This is a genomic window from Olsenella sp. kh2p3, assembly GCA_900119625.1.
In the GTDB taxonomy this organism is placed as follows: domain Bacteria; phylum Actinomycetota; class Coriobacteriia; order Coriobacteriales; family Atopobiaceae; genus Tractidigestivibacter.
In genome coordinates this window covers 231,603-247,878 of sequence record FPKD01000002.1, presented here as the reverse complement: position 1 = coordinate 247,878, position 16,276 = coordinate 231,603, and the positions used below count along the sequence as shown (strand labels likewise).

Genomic DNA, 16,276 nt, shown 5'->3' with positions numbered 1-16,276 from the left:
AGGTGAGTAACATCGTTTCGAGAAGGGGATTCATTCGCATTGCCGGGGCGGCGAGCCTCCTTGGCCTTGCGGGCTGTTCTCAGGGCAACGGGGGAGGGTCCGCCGAGCCGGACAAGGCCGACACGTCAACCGAGGGGCTTACGTCCACCTCGGGGAAGACGCTCAAGGTCCTCTGCACGAGCGAGAGCTACAAGGCGCTCTTTGATAAGTTCACCTCCGAGGTGGGTGCTCCCGTCGAGTACATCTCGATGTCTTCGGGTGAGGTTCTCTCCAAGCTCAAGGCCGAGGGGGGCAAGCCAGCGGCGGACCTCTGGTTTGGAGGCGGAATCGACTCGTTCATGAGCGCGGCTGACTCCGGCCTTCTCGAGAGGGTCGATTTCGACCGTGCCTCCGAGTTTGCCGAAGGCTTCAAGTCTGAGGACAACTACTGGTTCTCCAAGGGTGCCACCATCGTCGGCTTCATCGTGAACAATGACATCCTTGACGAGATTGGCGCCGAGAAGCCAGCGTCTTGGGCGGACCTTGCGAGTTCCGACTACAAGGGCGAGATCATGATGTCCTCGCCTGCGGTCTCGGGCACGAACTACGCGGCCGTTGCTGCCATCCTCCAGACCATGGGAGAGGACAAGGGCTGGGAGTACCTCACGGCCCTTAACGAGAACATCCCATATTACACCAAGCGCGGCAGCGACCCCTCCACGCGCGTGGCTGCAGGCGAGGCGGCTGTTGGCATCACCTACATCGACAATACGCTCGATGACATTCTGGCCGACGGTACGCTCGAGATCGTCTACCCCGAGGAGGGCATGCCCTACATTCCTGATGGGGTTGCGGCCTTTGCCAACGCGGACGACACCGAGGACGCCAAGCTCTTCATCCAGTGGTTCTTCTCGTCTGACGAGAACCTCCGGGCTCTGGCTGACATCGACAAGAAGTCAACGATACTGCTTGCGCTGCCTACGATCGACGGCCTCGAGCTTGACTTTGACCCATCGCAGCTCATGACTGAGGATCTGAGCAGGTTTGGGTCCGACCGCGATGCGACGCTCGCCAGGTGGGATGAGGTCACAAGCGGCAAGGAGGTCGTCTCCAGCAAGTAGGCCTTTGCCTTGGCAGACTTCCCGGCAGTTCCCGCGGTGTGCTTTTGCGCCCCATAAAACGAGCGACGAGACCGTAGGGCACCGAAAGCTCGTGGATGGCGCACCGGTCGTGTAGCTACCAAGATGAAGAGCACCCCCGCCCCTTCTGACCTGTGAGGGTGAACGGTCGGAAGGGGCGGGGGAGGTTTTAGGCGAGAAAACCGCAGGGTTATGCGCTCTTTAGGCGAGCGACAGACATGTCCTACTCGGCCATCTGCGCCTGGACGGCGGTGATGGCAACAACGCCCACGATGTCCTCGGCGGAGCAGCCACGCGAGAGGTCGTTGACAGGCTTCGCGATGCCCTGGAGCACCGGGCCGTAGGCTTCGGCGCCGGCGAAGCGCTGGACCAGCTTGTAGCCGATGTTTCCGGCCTCGAGGTCGGGGAACACGAGCACGTTGGCGTGACCGGCAACGGTGGAACCGGGAGCCTTGAGCTCGGCCACGCTCGGCACCAGGGCGGCGTCAAGCTGCAGGTCGCCGTCGACGGCGAGCTCGGGGGCCTTCTCGTGCGCAAGGGCGGTTGCCTCCTGGACCTTGGTGGGCACGTCGCCCTTGGCGGAGCCCATGGTGGAGAAGGAGAGCATGGCGACCTTGGGCTCGGAGCTCATGTACTTCTTCCAAGAGCCCGCGGAGGCGATGGCAATCTCGGAGAGCTCGTCGGCCGTGGGGTTGATGTTGAGGCCGCAGTCAGCAAAGAGCAGCGTGCCGTTCTCGCCGTACTCTGCCTTGTCGGTGCACATAATAAAGAACGCCGAGACGAGCTTGGTTCCGGGGGCGGTCTTCAGGATCTGGAGCGCGGGTCGCAGCGTGTTGGCGGTCGAGTGGCAGGCGCCGGAGACCAGGCCGTCAGCGTCGCCCATCTTGACCATCATGGTGCCAAAGTAGGTGGCGTCGTTCATCTGCTCCATGGCCTCGGGCAGCGTGACGCCCTTCTTCTTGCGCAGCTCGGCGAAGGCGGCAGCGTACTCGTCGTGCCTCTCAGCAGTGCGCGGGTCGATCACGGTGACGCCGGGGACGTCGATCTTGGCAGGGTCGCCAAGGATGACAAGGTCGGCGATGCCTTCGTCCACAATCTGGCGGGCGGCCGCAATGGTGCGCGGATCCTCGCCCTCGGGAAGGACGATCTTCTTCCTGTCGGCCTTGGCGGCGGTCTTCATGCGGTCAAGAAACTCACTCATCGATGCTGCTCCCTCTTGTCTTGTGGTGTGCCGCTTATACCCCTTGTGCGGTCCGTTCGCGGGCCTTGGCCTGTAGATTGTGAGACCGTGCCCGGCCAGCCGCATGGGTCGTTACCCATTATAGGAGCGAGTGTTAAAATCAACAGCCAGATCGAGATGCGTTGCGCCCTGCGCACACACTCGATTCTTTTTGGCCGCGCTTCGCGGTCCGAGGTATCGGGGCCCCACGGGGCGCTTGGGAAGGACTTTCATGGGAATCGCAAACGGACTGCCTGCCGGCTTCAACCCAGATGCATATGATGCCATCATCGTGGGCGCGGGCTACGCGGGTGCGGTCTGCGCCCGCCGCCTTGCAGAGGCGTGCGGCATGAAGGTCGCCGTCATCGAGCGACGCGACCACATTGGCGGAAACGCCTACGACTACGTTGATGATGCCGGCATCCTGGTGCACAAGTACGGCCCGCACATCTACCACACCATGAACGACCGCGTGAACCAGTACCTCTCGCGTTTCACCGAGTGGACGGGCTACCAGCACAAGGTCCTAGCCAACATTCACGGCACGCTCATGCCGGTTCCCTTCAACCACACCTCGCTCAAGCTCGCGTTTGGTGACGAGAGGGGAGAGGCGCTCTACCAGAAGCTCGTGGCGACCTTCGGTGAGAACAAGAAGGTCCCCATCATGGAGCTGCGCGAGAAGAACGACCCCGAGCTCTCCGAGGTCGCCGACTACGTCTATGAGAACGTCTTTCTCCACTACACCATGAAGCAGTGGGGCAAAACTCCCGACCAGATTGACCCGTCGATCACTGGCCGCGTGCCCGTCTTTGTTGGTGACGACGACCGCTACTTCCCCACGGCAAAGTACCAGGGCATGCCCGCCGAGGGTTACACGAAGCTCTTTGAGAACATGCTCAACCACGATCTGATTTCCGTGTTTCTCGGCGTAGACGTGCGTGACATCCTTAAGGTGAGCACCTCGAATGTCCTCATCTGCGGGCGTCCCTACGGCGGAGAGATTGTCTACTCCGGTCCCCTTGACGAGCTCTTTGGGCTTGACTTGGGCGCGCTGCCGTACCGCACGCTCGACATGCAGTTCGAGACGCTCCCCATCGACCAGTTCCAGCCCGTGGGCACCGTCAACTACACCACCTCCGAGGACTTCACGCGCATCACCGAGTTCAAGAACATGACCGGCCAGGTGGCGCCTGGGCGCACGACCATCATGCGCGAGTACTCCAAGGCATACGTGCCCGAGAGCGGCCAGACGCCGTACTATGCCATCCTGGAGGATGACAACCTCGAGCTCTACCGCCGCTACCGCGAGCGTGTTGCCGGCATTCTCAACTTCCACTGTGTTGGCCGCCTTGCGGAGTACCGCTACTACGACATGGATGGTGTGGTTGCCTCGGCGCTCAACCTGTCGGACGAGCTCATTCAGGTGCACAAGTAGCACGCTTCGGAGCGGGGCACAGCGCTCCGCCCCATTTTTCTCGCGCGCTTTAAGACCGTTTGGTCTGTCGTGCCAACCACAGCCACGCTCCCTCGACCAAGGACAAACTCACATGGAGAAGACCATCACCTTTGGCATCCCGTGCTATAACGCGGCGGCCTACATGGACAAGTGCATCACTTCCATCCTCGAGGGGTCCGGCTATGCCGAGGACGTCGAGATCGTGATTGTGGATGACGGCTCCACCAAGGACGACACGCCCCAGAAGGCTGACGACTGGGCAAAGCGCTACCCTAACATCATCCGCGCGGTGCACCAGGAGAACGGCGGACACGGCAAGGCCGTGATGGCTGCTGTGGGTGCAGCCCAGGGCGCGTACTTCAAGAACATCGACTCCGACGACTGGTTCGACGCAGAGGCACTCCAGCGCCTTCTCACCACGCTCCGCCGCTTTGATGAGCTTGGCGACAACGTTGACCTCGTGATCACCAACTACGTCTACGAGCACGTCGAGGACGGCACCCAGAACGTGGTCGACTACCGTCACGTGTTGCCGGTGGGCCGCGTCTTTACCTGGAGCGACATTGGTCACTTCAAGAAGACGCAGTACCTGCTCATGCATGCGCTCACGTACCGCACCAAGACGCTGCGCGCGGCCAACCTCCAGATGCCGGCTCACACGTTCTACGTGGACAACATCTACGCCTACGTGCCGTTCCCCAGGTGCCACAACCTCTACTACCTTGATGTGGACCTCTATCGCTACTTCATTGGGCGCGAGGACCAGTCCGTGAACGACGCCGTACTCACGAGTCGCGTTGACCACTACTGGCGCGTTGCTCGCGTGATGTGGGAGGCCTATCACCTCTACGACGACGTCCAGCCGCGCAAGCTACGCGAGTACATGATGAGCTACTTCACCATCATCATGGCCATCTGCTCGGTCTTCTCGAAGAAGTCCGATAGGCCCGATGCCGAGGAGCAGCTGCAGAAGCTCTGGGATGACCTCAAAGCCTACGATCCCAAGATGTATCGTCGTGCGCGTCATGGCGTTGTGGGCATCGCGACCAACCTGCCTGGCCTCGTGGGCAAGGACATCACGCTCTGGGGCTATCGCGTGGCCCAGAAGCACGTGAAATTCAACTAGGGACGCGCAAGGGGAGACGTACGGGGGCTTGGGGCCCTGTTTGCTTCTGGAGTTACGCTTCGCGAAGAACTCCTGAAGCAAACAGGGTCCCGCGCATGCGTATTCCCTTGGCGCGTCAGGCTTCGGGTCTTGGCTCGGGGTCCTTCCTTTTCGGAGAACAGCTCTTTTTCTTAAAACGACTACACGCCAACAGGGCAAATGCGGATTGCTTTTAAGAAATGGAGCTCTTCTCTGCGAGGGGCGAGAACGACCTGACTATGGGCTCTGAGGCCTCGCCTTAGGCCGAGCTTACCTTGACGGCATCTGGGAGACTATACGAGTCGGCACTGAGGCTGTGGACCAGAGCGCGGGCTGCCGGCTGCTGTTTTCTGGTCATCGCATATAGATGACAATTGGCCGTCGAACTTCAAAAGGGCAGCCCGGCTAGTCCGGACGTGGGCAGGTCCAGTGCTGTCGAGCCGCAATGCCTTCTGAAACCTGCCAGAAGAGAAGACGCAACCATGATTCAATGACCGTGTCTCCTGTCTATAACTGCATCTTCCGAGAATGAGCTCAGCCAGTTGAGGGATGAGCTGGAAGCTGATGTGAAAGGGGCATGCTATGAACCACGGGGACATCTCTTCAAGCGCGGACTGTGTAGGCGTTGCGGTTGTGAACTGGAAGATGCCGCGTCTTCATGACCAGGCGGGTATCCTCGAGAACTGCGAGCATATCGCTTCTTATATCAAGGGGCTCAAGACCGGGCTTCCCGGACTCGACCTCGTGGTCTTTCCCGAGTACTCCACGCATGGGATCATGTACGATTTCGACGAGATGATGGCGAATGCGACCACAGTGGATGGTCCCGAGGTCGCGATTTTCAAGAAAGCCTGCATAGAGAACCATGTCTGGGGCGTCTTCTCCCTGACAGGCGAGCGCCACGAAGAGCATCCGAAGAAGGTCCCCTACAACACCTTGATTCTGATCAATGACAAGGGGGAGATTGTCCAGAAGTACCGCAAGATGATTCCCTGGACGCCAATCGAGGGCTGGTATCCGGGAGACTCCACCTATGTGAGCGAGGGTCCCAAGGGCCTCAAGATTTCCCTCATCATCTGTGATGACGGCAACTATCCTGAGATTTGGCGAGACTGTGCGATGCGCGGTGCCGAGCTTGTCATCCGCTGCCAGGGCTACATGTATCCGGCGAATCAGGAAGAGGTCAATGTCGTCCCCGTCATGGCATGGTGCAACAATGTCTATGCGGCAGTTGCCAATGCATCGGGCTTCGATGGGGTCTATTCCTACTTCGGCCACAGCTCGATCTGCGGCTTTGATGGGCACATCCTTGGCATGACCGGTGCAGAGGACTACAGCTACCAGTATGCACAGCTCTCGGTGTCTGCCATTCGCGATGCCCGTGCTAACTGGCAGTCTCAGAACCATCTCTACAAGCTCTTGCACCGCGGCTATACGGGCACAATCAATTCGGGCGAAGAGCGTTTCGGCGAGTCGAAGTGCCAGTTCGAGTTCTACCGCAAGTGGGTCGAGGACCCCGAAGGCACCCAGAAAGAGGTCGAGGGCATGACCAGGACGCTTCCGGGCGTCAAGTGGGCACCGATTCCCGGCATTCCCCACGAGGAATAGCACGGAGGAATAGCGCAGAGGAAAAAATGGTGAGCGGGACTGTCCAGCTGGGCAGCCCCGCTCTTTGCGCTAGCTCTCCGGTGCTGGCAGAATCTCTGCAAGCTTTTCCTCGAGCTTTGGTGCATCGCCCTGATGGCAGGGAACGGACAGGATGCTCACGGTGGCGGTCCTTTCATGCTCGGGACAAGGCGCTGCCCCACTTCTGGAAACCCCACACATTGAGGGGCCTTGCCCGGCGCTTGCCAGTCGCCGCAGGAGTTACGCCAGGTCTCGAGCAGCAGGAAGGCCATACGCTGCGTTGGCGCTTCTCGCCCCGTCTGCTATCGCCCGCTCGAGGGCGCGTGTGGCGAGAACCCCAACCACATCCACCTGTGCCTCGACCTCGCCCGTGGCCATCACAAAGATGGTGTCGCCGTCGTTGGTCGTGTGGGTGGGCCTGATGGCGTGGGCGTAGGCGTCTGCCGCCATCTGCGCCACCTTCGTGGCCTGCGGCTTGGTGAGGCGCGCGTTGGTGACCACGCACGAGATGGTTGTGTTGGTGCGACGCTCGAGCGGCATCTGGGCTGCCAGCGAGAGGATCTCGTCCTCCGTGCTTGCAAGGGCCTCACCGTCCTTGGTGCGAAGACCTGCAATTGCCGCGCCGGTTGCGGGGTCGACTACGTCTCCGCAGGCGTTCACGGCGGCCACGGCGCCGCAGACCAAGGCACCCACGCCCTCTACGTCCTCGCCAAGGCCGCTCTTCATGGCGCGCGTGGGACCTCCAACCTTGCCAACGGTGCAGCCCGTTCCTGCACCCACGTTGCCGCGAGCAAGCGGCTCTCCGTTCCCCGCAAGTGCCAGGCGTGTGGCCTGGGCCCCGTCCTCTGCCGTGGGTCGCACGTGCGGGTCTCCACATGCCAAGTCGAACACGCACGCGCCAGAGACAATGGGCACTACGCCAACTCCCACGTCCAGACCAATGCCGTGGCGCTCGAGCTCCTCTGCGACGCCACAGGACGCTGCAAGGCCGTATGCGGACCCACCCGAGAGAACCACGGCATTGAGGGTCTGGACGGTCTCCTCAGGGCGGAGAAGGTCAGTCTCGCGTGTTGCCGGGGCCCCACCACGAACGTCGACGCCACCCGTGGCGCCCTTGGGGCACACGATGACCGTGCAGCCCGTTCCGGCTTCGGCGTTGGTCGCATGTGCGGCAAAGATCCCGGGAATCTGCGTAATGCTCTCGATGCTTGGCATGGTTGTTCCTCTCGTCAGCTAGTCCTGCGCACCCAGGCAGTGGGCAACGAAGTCCTGTCTGCCGAGAAGCGCCTCAAGTTCTCTCACCACGCGGGCAACCGGCAGCCCTACAACGTTTGCCCAGTCGCCTTCAATGCCACTCACAAGCAGCCTGCCGCGACCCTGGATGCCGTAGGCGCCGGCCTTGTCCATGGGCTCGCCAGAGGCAACGTAGGCACAGATCTCCTCGTCTGTGAGGTTAAAGAACGAGACGCGCGTGGTCTCGACAAAGGAGCGGGTTGCAAGCGCCTTTGCTGTGGGGTCAAGGTGCATGAGGCAGACGCCCGTGGATACGTGATGCGCTCGACCCGAGAGCTCTCGCAGCATAGCGCGGGCGGTTTTCTCGTCTGTGGGCTTGCCCAGAACGTCGCCGTCCTCGGTCCAGACAATGGTGTCGGCGGCGAGAAGCACGTTCTCGGTAGTCCTGCCTCCCAGCGACGCGCGCGTAGCCTCTGCCTTCTGACAGGCAAGTCGCTCCACCAGATGCGTGGGCGTCTCGCCCGCTTGGCGTGTCTCGTCTATATCTGCGGGCACAATGGTGAGCGAGAAGCCCGCTGCCTCGAGGAGCTGACGCCGTCTGGGGGATTGCGATGCCAGGTACATGTGCTTCCAATCACTAGGGTTTGGTCGTTGGTAGCATAGTCGTTCTTGAGCGCGCTGATGCCAATGCCAGGCAGAGACAAAGCGAGGGGGCCGCTTGCGCGACCCCCTCGCCTGTGCCAGAGCCGTATGAGCCGTGCTGGGCTACTCGACGGTGATGGCGGAGACGGGGCAGTTGTCAGCCGCCTCCTGGGCGCTATCCTCGGCATCCTCGGGCACGTCGTCCTCGATGGCGTGTGCGACGCCGTCGTCACCGATGCTGAAGACGTCGGGGCAGGTGCCCTCGCAAAGACCGCAGCCGATGCAATCCTCGTTGACAGAAGCCTTCATGTTGCGTTCCTCTCACTTGAACTTCTCGTCCCTGGGCCCCTTACCCAAGGTCCTAATCTTTTTACACGTTTCCGGAGCGGTGCGCAACGTAATTCTGCCTACGGTCTAAAAAGAGCTGCGAGGCACAGAATTGGGCCGTTGAGCTGCGGTTTATTCCTAGCTGTGAAGGGGGATTTGACGCTGGAGTGGGCGGTGCGCCGAGAGGAGAACGAAATCCCCTCTTAGGCGAGATTCTGGCGCCGGAGGGAACATTGTCGCAGCGATTCCGTACGACGTCGCGGCTCGGGCGCCAAAACGGCGCCGGAGGGCACGTTTCGGTGCAGCAATCACGTCCAAAGCGGGCCTTCAGGCGCCAAATCGACGCCGGAGGCCCGTCTCATCAAGCGCCTGCGCCCCTAGAGCTCTTTTCTCATCCAGACGTGCGGACAACCCTCGTCGTCACACCTCTCGTCGAGCGCGCGAAAGCCGAGCTTCTCGTAGAAGCCCTGAATCCTCGCCTGCGCCAACAGCTCGATGCGGTGCTTGTCGTCTTCCGCGGCGTACCTCTCGCACGCGCGTACGAGAGCCTGGCCAGTGCCCTTGCCTCTGCCGGCTTTGAGCACCGCAAGCCTTCCGAGCACAAGGCACCCCCGCTCATCCGAAAAGAACAGGCGGCAGGTCCCTATCGGCGCACCGTCCTCGAAGGCAACAAAGTGCAGCGCTGAGTCGTCGACATCGTCAAACTCGTTATGGAATCCCTGCTCCTCCACGAAGACCTTCGTGCGGACGAGAACCGCCTCCTGTGGAAGCGAGTGATACATGCGAATTTCCAAGCTAGATCCTCCTGCCTAGGTCCTATTGCGCGACCTGCGTGCTCTTGCAATGAGACAAAGGGAAACTCCCTTTGTCTCATTGCCTGTGGAGGATGGTCACGTTCTCCACGTGGAAGGTCTGCGGGAAGAGGTCCACGGGCGTCACGCTTACGGGCCTAAACACGCCCTCGTCGCGGAAGCGCGCAAGGTCGCGGGCAAGCGTCGCGGGGTCGCAGGAGACGTAGGCGATGGCGCGCGCCGGCTGGTCGGAGAGCTGCGCCACCACGTCGGCAGCAAGGCCCGCGCGTGGCGGATCGACCACGATAACGTCCGCGTCGACGTCGGGGAACTCGATGCCGGCGTCCCCGCCAATGGGGTCGACGTTGGTGAGGTTTGCAGCGTCCAGGTTGTGACGCAGGTCTCGCACGGCTGGCCCGTAGGACTCGACAGCCGAGACAAAGCCGGACTTGCGCGCAAGCGGCAGCGTGAAGGTTCCCGCCCCGCAGTAGAGGTCCATAGCCTCCTCGTCCTCGGCAGGGGAGAGCCCCTCCATGACCAGCGACACGAGCTTGTCAGCTCCCCTGGTGTTCACCTGGAAGAACGAGGGCGCCGAGACGCGCATGGACTCGCTTCCCACAAGCTCGCCCCAGGAGCCCTTGCCCGAGAGGCGCTCGACGCCGGCGATGCGACGTGCCTTGGCCGGCCCCTTCTGCATGACGCGCACGACGGATGTCACCTTTGTGGCGTCGCCCAGCACCTTGGCCACCTGCGGGCGCGGGAAGGGCCCAGGGGCGCCCCAGAGGGCCACCTCGAGCTCCTTTGTGCGCCGAGAAGCGCGAATGCCCACGCGCTCAAGCCCCAGGTCACGAGAGCCCGCCAGGAAGTTCATGGCCCCCTGCACGGCCTTCACGACGCCCTTGAACTTAGTGTCCAGAAGCGGGCAGGCGGGGACCTTCACCACGCCGGCAGACCCTGCCGCATGCATCCCTACTACGGCGCGCCCGCGTTGGGTCTCCACGGCAAGCTCGATCTTGTTGCGGTAGCCCCAGGGGTCGCCGGGGGCGACGATGGGTGCCACGAGGGCCTCGGCAGTCTCGGCCGGGAAGCCCCCCAGGCGCACGAGAGCATCAACGACGCCGGAGCGCTTGGCAGCAAGTTGCGCCTCGTAGGAGAGATGTGCCCAGGGGCAGCCGCCGCAGACGTCCACAAAGGGGCACGGCGGTGTCACGCGGTCTGGCGAGGCCTCGAGCACCTTGGTCACATGCGCACGGGAGAAGCGCGCCTCGTCGGCATCGGTCTCTGCCTCCACCGTGTCACCTGGCACGCCACCCGTCACGAAAACGGTTTTGCCGTCACCGTCGTGCGCAATCGCCTCGGGGCCGTAGCCCATACGCTCGATCTTGAGCCTCGTTGTCGTCATGCATGTGTCCTTGCGCTAGTCCTCGTCCATCGGTCCGCCAAAGAGTACGCCAAAACCGCGGCCAATGAGTGAGAAAGCTGTGGCGATGCGGCTTCGCTTCTTCCGTGCAGGCGCTGGGGACGTAGCGGTAGGCTTGGGCGCGGGTGCCGGTGCGGGTTCGGGGTCCGCCTTCAATTCGGTGGCGGGCTCCGCCTCCGTTTCCGTCTTGGCCTTGGCTGCTGCCTCCGGCTCCAAATCCTCCTGCGGCGCGGGCGCTTCGGCCCCAGCATTCTCCTCGTCCGGACGGCTCTCCTCTTCCACTTCGGCGTCCTCGGCAGCGGTGAGCACGCGCTCGGCTACCTGCGCAGCGTGCTGCTCCTCGCGCTGCTTCTCCTCCTCGCGTTTCGCTTCGCGCTCGGTGATGCGCGCGGTGGCCTCGGACGTAGGGTCAATCGAGGCAACGAGCTTCTCGGCAACATGCGGGTGGTTGTAGCCGCCCGTTGCCGGCAGCGACGAGAGTGCCTGCGCAAGGCCGTGCGGGATCTTCTCGATGCGCGAGAAGGGGGTGAGGGCGGCGGCCTCGGAGCGCTTGGTGTGCGCGCGAACGCGGGCAAGCGCGAGCAGGACCTCCTGGCTGTTGATAGGGGGCTCGTCCTTCTCGCGAGGGACCTTCTCCCAGGTGCCATCGGTGGTGAGCTGGCGCGCCTTCACGTTGTCGGCAAGCTGGAGGTTCACGAAGGTCGTGACCAGCGCACGGCAGGTGGGGTCGAGCACGGGATAGGCGATCTCAACGCGGCGCTCGGTGTTTCTCGTCATCATGTCGGCGCTGGAGAGATAGATCGTGTCGGACTCGGCGCCAAAGGCGTAAACGCGGGCGTGCTCGAGGAATCGTCCCACGATCTGGCGCACGACAAGGCCGTCGGTCTTGCCGAGGACGTTGGCGCGGATGCAGCAGATGCCGCGCACAATCATGAGCACGCGCACGCCGGCCTCGCACGCCTCGGCGATCTTGTCGATCACGTCGCGGTCGGTGAGGGAGTTCATCTTGAGGAAGACCTGCGCGGGCTGGTTGGCACGTGCGCGCTCGATCTCGCGGTCAAGGCCGCGCATCACGAGCGGCTTGAGGCTTGCCGGAGCCACTCCCAGCAGCTGGTAGGAGCCGCGGAGGTTGCCCAGCGAGAGGTTGCGGAAGAACGTGTTGCCGTCCGCGCCAATGGTGGGGTTGGCCGTCATGAGCATGAAGTCCGAGTAGAGCTTGGCGGTCTTCTCGTTGAAGTTGCCGGTTCCCAGGCAGGTGATGCGGCTGATGCCGGCGTTGTCGTGGTAGGTGATCTGGCAGATCTTCGAGTGGCACTTGAAGCCCTCGGAGCCGTAGATCACGGTGCAGCCGGCGTCCTCCAGTCGCTCGGCCCAGGCAATGTTGTTCTCCTCGTCAAAGCGAGCGCGCAGCTCCATGAGGACGGTGACGTCCTTGCCTGCCTCGGCGGCGGCGATGAGGCTCTCGCACAGGTGGCTGCTCTTTGCCACACGATAGAGCGTGATCTTGATCGAGATGCACTGGTCGTCCGAGGAGGCCTCGCGCACAAGGCGGAGCAGCGGAGACATGCTCTCGTACGGGTAGGTGAGAAGGACGTCGTGGTCCTCCACCTGGCCGCGCATGGGGAGCTTTGGGTCGACCATGGGGGAGGGCTGGGGCTCGAAGGGCGGGAAGACAACGTCGGCGTGGGCCCAGTCGGGGATCTTTGCCTCGAGGCCATAGACGTAGCCTAGGTCAAGCGGCATGCCCACGTGGAAGACGCGGCGTTCCTCTAGGCCAAGCTCCTGCGTGACAAGCGCCTCCCACTTGCGGCCAAGCTCGCCGGAGACCTCGAGCCGCACCGGCTGCAGGCGCTGGCGCAGCTTGAGGATCTTCTTCATATGCTGACGGTAGTCCTCTTCCTCCTCGACTCCCTCGCCATCGGGGTCGATGTCGGCATTGCGTGTGACGCGCAGCACGGCAGACTTCTTGGGGACGTAGTCGCCAAAGCTGCGGTCGAGGAAGGTGCGCATGACATCCTCGATGAGGGTGTAGCGGAAGGTCCTGGCGCCAGAGGGCAGGGCCACCACGCGGGACTCGGAGGCGGGCACCTCGATGATGCCCAGGACGCCCGTCTCGTCGGGGCCGTTCAACGTGCATGCCACAAAGAGACGGCCGTTCCTCAGGTTGGGGAAGGGGTGGCGCGGGTCGACCACCATGGGGGAAATGATGGGTGCGAGACGGGAATCAAAGTACTTGGAAAGGGCCGTGCGGTCCTCTGGCGTATACGCGTCGGGCGTCACGCGGGCAAGGCCGTGGGTGGCAAGCTCGCTCTCGACCAGCGCAAGCGCCTCTTGCTGGCGCGCCACGTCTGCCGGCAGGGCGGCAAAGATGTCATCGAGCTGCTCGGCGGGCGTCCTGTTGGACTTGTTGTCGCGCGGCTGGTTCTTGAGGGAGGCAAGATCAGAGAGGCCGCCAATGCGGATCATGAACCACTCGTCGAGGTTGGAGCCAAAGATGGCGCAGAACTTGAGGCGCTCGAAGAGGGGGACCGTCTCGTCGAACGCCTCGTCGAGCACGCGGCTGTCAAAGCGCAGCCAGCTGAGCTCGCGATTCTGGGTGTAGGAGAAATCTCGCTTGCGGCGGGCGCCCGTCTCGTCCCTCTCGGTTGCGTCATCGGCAAACTCCGCAGCGGCCTTCTCGAGGGCGTTCCCACGTGTCTTTGCCTTCTGGGGTTCCGCCTCTCCTGACGTTGCAATCTGCTGGTCTGGCATGACCATTCCTCCCCGTGCGCGTTCCCGCGCGAATGGATTGATTGTTCTGGTCTTTGATTCTAGCAGGGGTCAAAATGACTTAGCCGTCTCTCATGGGGTATCGTTTAGAAGGTAGGTAGATGCTTACGAAAGCATTACGGAGGATGCGATGACAACGGGTCTCAACATTTGCTCTGAGATTGGCGAGCTTCGCAAGGTCATGCTCCACCGCCCGGGTGACGAGCTTCTCAACCTTTCGCCCGACAACATCGGCCGCCTCCTCTTTGATGACATCCCGTTTCTGGAGACCGCCCAGGCAGAGCACGACCGCTTTGCCCAGATGCTTCGTGACGAAGGTGTCGAGGTGCTCTACCTCGATCAGCTCGTGGCGGAGGCGCTGGCTGCAAACCCCATGGCGCGTGAGTCGTTCATTCGCGACTATGTGGCCGAGTGCGGCATAGACGGGCCCGGCGTGCGCGAGGCCGTGCGCCAGCGCCTGGAGGACATCGACGACCCCCTCGAGCTTGTCGAGAAGGCCATCACCGGCGTGCGTGCCGATGAGGTCGACCTGGCCTCGGTTAAGGACGCCTCGCTTGCAGACGTGATGGAGGCGGGCGGAGGAGACGAGAACCCCATCCTTGTGGACCCTATCCCCAACGTCTACTTCACGCGCGACACCTTCTCGGTCATTGGTTCTGGCGTGAGCCTCAACCGCATGCGCTCGGCGACGAGGCGCCGCGAGTCTCTCTTTGGCCGCTACCTCTTTACCTATCACCCCGAGTACTCGCATGTACCCATCTGGTACGACCCGGCGAGTCCCTACCACATCGAGGGCGGAGACATCCTGGTGCTGAGTGCCAGTGTGATTGGCGTGGGAATATCTGAGCGTACGCAGCCGGCAGCAATTGACCGGCTCGCTAAGCACCTCCTCTGGAGCGAGGAATCCCCGGTGCGTGCCGTGTACGCCTTCTCGATTCCGCATAAGCGCTCGTTCATGCACCTCGACACCGTGTTCACGCAGGTGGACGTCGACACCTTTACGGTTCACCCCGGTATTCTCGGCACGCTCAAGGTCTTCTCAATCACGCGCGGTGCGCACGAGGGAGAGACGCGCATCTCGCAGATGGAAGGCACGCTCGACCAGATGCTTGCCGGTGCCCTGGGGCTTCCTGCGGTACGCCTCATCAAGTGTGGGGGAGACGATCCCATTGCCGCTGCGCGCGAGCAGTGGAACGACGGCTCCAATACCCTTGCGGTTCGCCCCGGCACCGTGATGGTCTACCAGCGCAATGCCGTAACCAACGACATCCTCTACCACGCGGGCGTAAACCTTCTGGAGATTCCCTCGGCGGAGCTCTCGCGCGGACGGGGCGGCCCGCACTGCATGAGCATGGCGTTCTGGAGGGATGCCGTGAAGTAGGCGTGCGGTTGACTTCTCGTGCCAACGAGGGTTTAGACTTTGACTTGCTGCCCAGCGCAGCGGGCACCACACCCTCATCCCGCGTACGGGAAGAAAGGACCATCCATGGCCGTCAACCTCTCTGGACGCAACTTCCTCAAGCTGCTCGATTTCACGCCTGAGGAGATCCGCTACCTCCTCGACCTCTCCGCCGACCTCAAGGCCAAGAAGCACGCGCACGAGCCGCACCGCTACCTCGAGGGCAAGAACATCGTCCTGCTCTTTGAGAAGACCTCCACGCGCACGCGCTGCAGCTTCGAGGTTGCCGGCCACGACCTGGGCATGAACGTGACTTACCTCGACCCCGGCTCGAGCCAGATGGGCAAGAAGGAGTCCATCGAGGACACCGCGCGCGTGCTTGGCCGCATGTTCGACGGCATCGAGTACCGTGGCTACGCGCAGTCCATTGTCCAGACGCTTGCGGACTACGCGGGAGTTCCCGTGTGGAACGGCCTCACCACCGAGTTCCACCCCACGCAGATGCTCGCCGACATCCTCACCATGCGCGAGGAGTTTGGCAACGACCTCTCTGGCCGCAAGCTCACCTTCATGGGCGATGCGGGCAACAACGTGGGCAACTCGCTGATGGTTGTGTGTGCCAAGCTTGGCATTGACTTCTGCGCGTGCGGTCCTGAGAAGCAGATGCCCGCACCCGAGCTTGTCGAGCAGTGCCGTGCAATCGCGGCAGAGAACGGCTCCACGATCACCCTCACCGAGGACGTGGACGAGGGTGCGCGCAACGCCTCCGTCATCTACACGGACATCTGGGTCTCCATGGGAGAGCCCGACAGCCTCTGGGCTGAGCGCATCAAGCTCCTGAAGCCCTACCAGGTCACCGCTGACGTGATGGCCAAGGCTGCTCCCGACGCCATTTTCATGCACTGCCTTCCCAGCTTCCACGACCGCCACACCACCATTGGCGAGGACATTTACGAGAAGTTCGGCCTGCCCGAGATGGAGGTCACCAACGAGGTCTTCGAGGGATCGCGCTCCCGCGTCTTCGATGAGGCCGAGAACCGCATGCACACGATAAAGGCCGTGATGTACGCGACGCTCAAGTAAGCGGACGTAGCTGTTGGGCGGGGGGTTGGTCTTTCCCTCGGAGGGCGAA

At 62.5% G+C, this 16,276-nt stretch carries 13 protein-coding genes; 6 read left to right on the top strand and 7 right to left on the bottom strand.

Going from position 1 to position 16,276, the window contains the following annotated elements; all coding sequences use genetic code 11:
- Positions 1 to 2: 2 nt before the first annotated feature.
- Complete coding sequence (locus BT122_RS04515; RefSeq protein ID WP_201783919.1) at positions 3 to 1,100, top strand: ABC transporter substrate-binding protein; 1,098 nt, start codon at positions 3 to 5, stop codon at positions 1,098 to 1,100.
- A gap of 241 nt (positions 1,101 to 1,341) precedes the next feature.
- On the opposite strand, the gene pta is transcribed toward BT122_RS04515, so the two are convergent.
- The gene (pta, locus tag BT122_RS04510; RefSeq protein ID WP_286130305.1) at positions 1,342 to 2,424 is read right to left on the bottom strand and encodes a phosphate acetyltransferase; all 1,083 of its coding nucleotides are present in this window, start codon (positions 2,422 to 2,424) and stop codon (positions 1,342 to 1,344) included.
- A 145-nt stretch (positions 2,425 to 2,569) separates the two neighbouring features.
- On the opposite strand from pta, the gene glf reads away from it, so the two are divergent.
- The 3 genes from glf (at position 2,570) to BT122_RS04495 (ending at position 6,545) form a co-directional block, all read left to right on the top strand.
- Entirely contained in the window at positions 2,570 to 3,772 is a 1,203-nt protein-coding gene (gene glf / locus BT122_RS04505; protein ID WP_059054556.1) for a UDP-galactopyranose mutase, read from the top strand.
- A gap of 112 nt (positions 3,773 to 3,884) precedes the next feature.
- Positions 3,885 to 4,919, top strand: a complete 1,035-nt coding sequence (locus tag BT122_RS04500) for a glycosyltransferase family 2 protein (RefSeq protein ID WP_072354778.1) — start codon at positions 3,885 to 3,887, stop codon at positions 4,917 to 4,919.
- Between the two features lie 600 nt (positions 4,920 to 5,519).
- Complete coding sequence (locus tag BT122_RS04495; protein WP_072354777.1) at positions 5,520 to 6,545, top strand: aliphatic amidase; 1,026 nt, start codon at positions 5,520 to 5,522, stop codon at positions 6,543 to 6,545.
- 258 nt (positions 6,546 to 6,803) lie between these two features.
- Here the strand turns inward: BT122_RS04495 and BT122_RS04490 are convergent, their stop codons facing one another.
- The 6 genes from BT122_RS04490 to ppk1 form a co-directional block, all read right to left on the bottom strand.
- Positions 6,804 to 7,778: a P1 family peptidase gene (locus BT122_RS04490; protein WP_072354776.1), complete on the bottom strand. Its 975-nt coding sequence runs from the start codon at positions 7,776 to 7,778 to the stop codon at positions 6,804 to 6,806.
- 18 nt (positions 7,779 to 7,796) lie between these two features.
- The gene (locus BT122_RS04485) at positions 7,797 to 8,420 is read right to left on the bottom strand and encodes a Maf family protein (protein ID WP_072354775.1); all 624 of its coding nucleotides are present in this window, start codon (positions 8,418 to 8,420) and stop codon (positions 7,797 to 7,799) included.
- Between the two features lie 141 nt (positions 8,421 to 8,561).
- Positions 8,562 to 8,747, bottom strand: coding sequence for a ferredoxin (locus BT122_RS04480; protein ID WP_072354774.1), 186 nt, complete (start codon positions 8,745 to 8,747; stop codon positions 8,562 to 8,564).
- A 395-nt stretch (positions 8,748 to 9,142) separates the two neighbouring features.
- Entirely contained in the window at positions 9,143 to 9,559 is a 417-nt protein-coding gene (locus tag BT122_RS04475; protein WP_072354773.1) for a GNAT family N-acetyltransferase, read from the bottom strand.
- A 76-nt stretch (positions 9,560 to 9,635) separates the two neighbouring features.
- Positions 9,636 to 10,958: a 23S rRNA (uracil(1939)-C(5))-methyltransferase RlmD gene (rlmD, locus tag BT122_RS04470; RefSeq protein WP_072354772.1), complete on the bottom strand. Its 1,323-nt coding sequence runs from the start codon at positions 10,956 to 10,958 to the stop codon at positions 9,636 to 9,638.
- 15 nt (positions 10,959 to 10,973) lie between these two features.
- Positions 10,974 to 13,727 (bottom strand): polyphosphate kinase 1, encoded by a 2,754-nt coding sequence (gene ppk1, locus BT122_RS04465; RefSeq protein ID WP_083432303.1) that lies wholly within the window; start codon positions 13,725 to 13,727, stop codon positions 10,974 to 10,976.
- A gap of 148 nt (positions 13,728 to 13,875) precedes the next feature.
- On the opposite strand from ppk1, the gene BT122_RS04460 reads away from it, so the two are divergent.
- Together BT122_RS04460 and argF are read left to right on the top strand one after the other, a co-directional pair.
- Complete coding sequence (locus BT122_RS04460; RefSeq protein WP_072354771.1) at positions 13,876 to 15,126, top strand: arginine deiminase; 1,251 nt, start codon at positions 13,876 to 13,878, stop codon at positions 15,124 to 15,126.
- Between the two features lie 105 nt (positions 15,127 to 15,231).
- Positions 15,232 to 16,227 carry an ornithine carbamoyltransferase gene (argF, locus tag BT122_RS04455; protein WP_072354770.1) on the top strand — a complete coding sequence of 332 codons (996 nt, stop codon included), beginning with the start codon at positions 15,232 to 15,234 and terminating at the stop codon, positions 16,225 to 16,227.
- The last annotated feature ends 49 nt before the right edge of the window (positions 16,228 to 16,276 follow it).

Bases quoted from the DNA above. Each gene is read 5' to 3' on its own strand.
- BT122_RS04460 (WP_072354771.1), top strand. From the start codon at position 13,876: ATGACAACGGGTCTCAACATTTGCTCTGAGATTGGCGAGCTTCGCAAG.
- glf (WP_059054556.1), top strand. From the start codon at position 2,570: ATGGGAATCGCAAACGGACTGCCTGCCGGCTTCAACCCAGATGCATAT.
- pta (WP_286130305.1), bottom strand. From the start codon at position 2,424: ATGCGGCTGGCCGGGCACGGTCTCACAATCTACAGGCCAAGGCCCGCG.
- BT122_RS04495 (WP_072354777.1), top strand. From the start codon at position 5,520: ATGAACCACGGGGACATCTCTTCAAGCGCGGACTGTGTAGGCGTTGCG.
- BT122_RS04490 (WP_072354776.1), bottom strand. From the start codon at position 7,778: ATGCCAAGCATCGAGAGCATTACGCAGATTCCCGGGATCTTTGCCGCA.
- ppk1 (WP_083432303.1), bottom strand. From the start codon at position 13,727: ATGCCAGACCAGCAGATTGCAACGTCAGGAGAGGCGGAACCCCAGAAG.
- BT122_RS04500 (WP_072354778.1), top strand. From the start codon at position 3,885: ATGGAGAAGACCATCACCTTTGGCATCCCGTGCTATAACGCGGCGGCC.
- argF (WP_072354770.1), top strand. From the start codon at position 15,232: ATGGCCGTCAACCTCTCTGGACGCAACTTCCTCAAGCTGCTCGATTTC.
- rlmD (WP_072354772.1), bottom strand. From the start codon at position 10,958: ATGACGACAACGAGGCTCAAGATCGAGCGTATGGGCTACGGCCCCGAG.
- BT122_RS04485 (WP_072354775.1), bottom strand. From the start codon at position 8,420: ATGTACCTGGCATCGCAATCCCCCAGACGGCGTCAGCTCCTCGAGGCA.
- BT122_RS04480 (WP_072354774.1), bottom strand. From the start codon at position 8,747: ATGAAGGCTTCTGTCAACGAGGATTGCATCGGCTGCGGTCTTTGCGAG.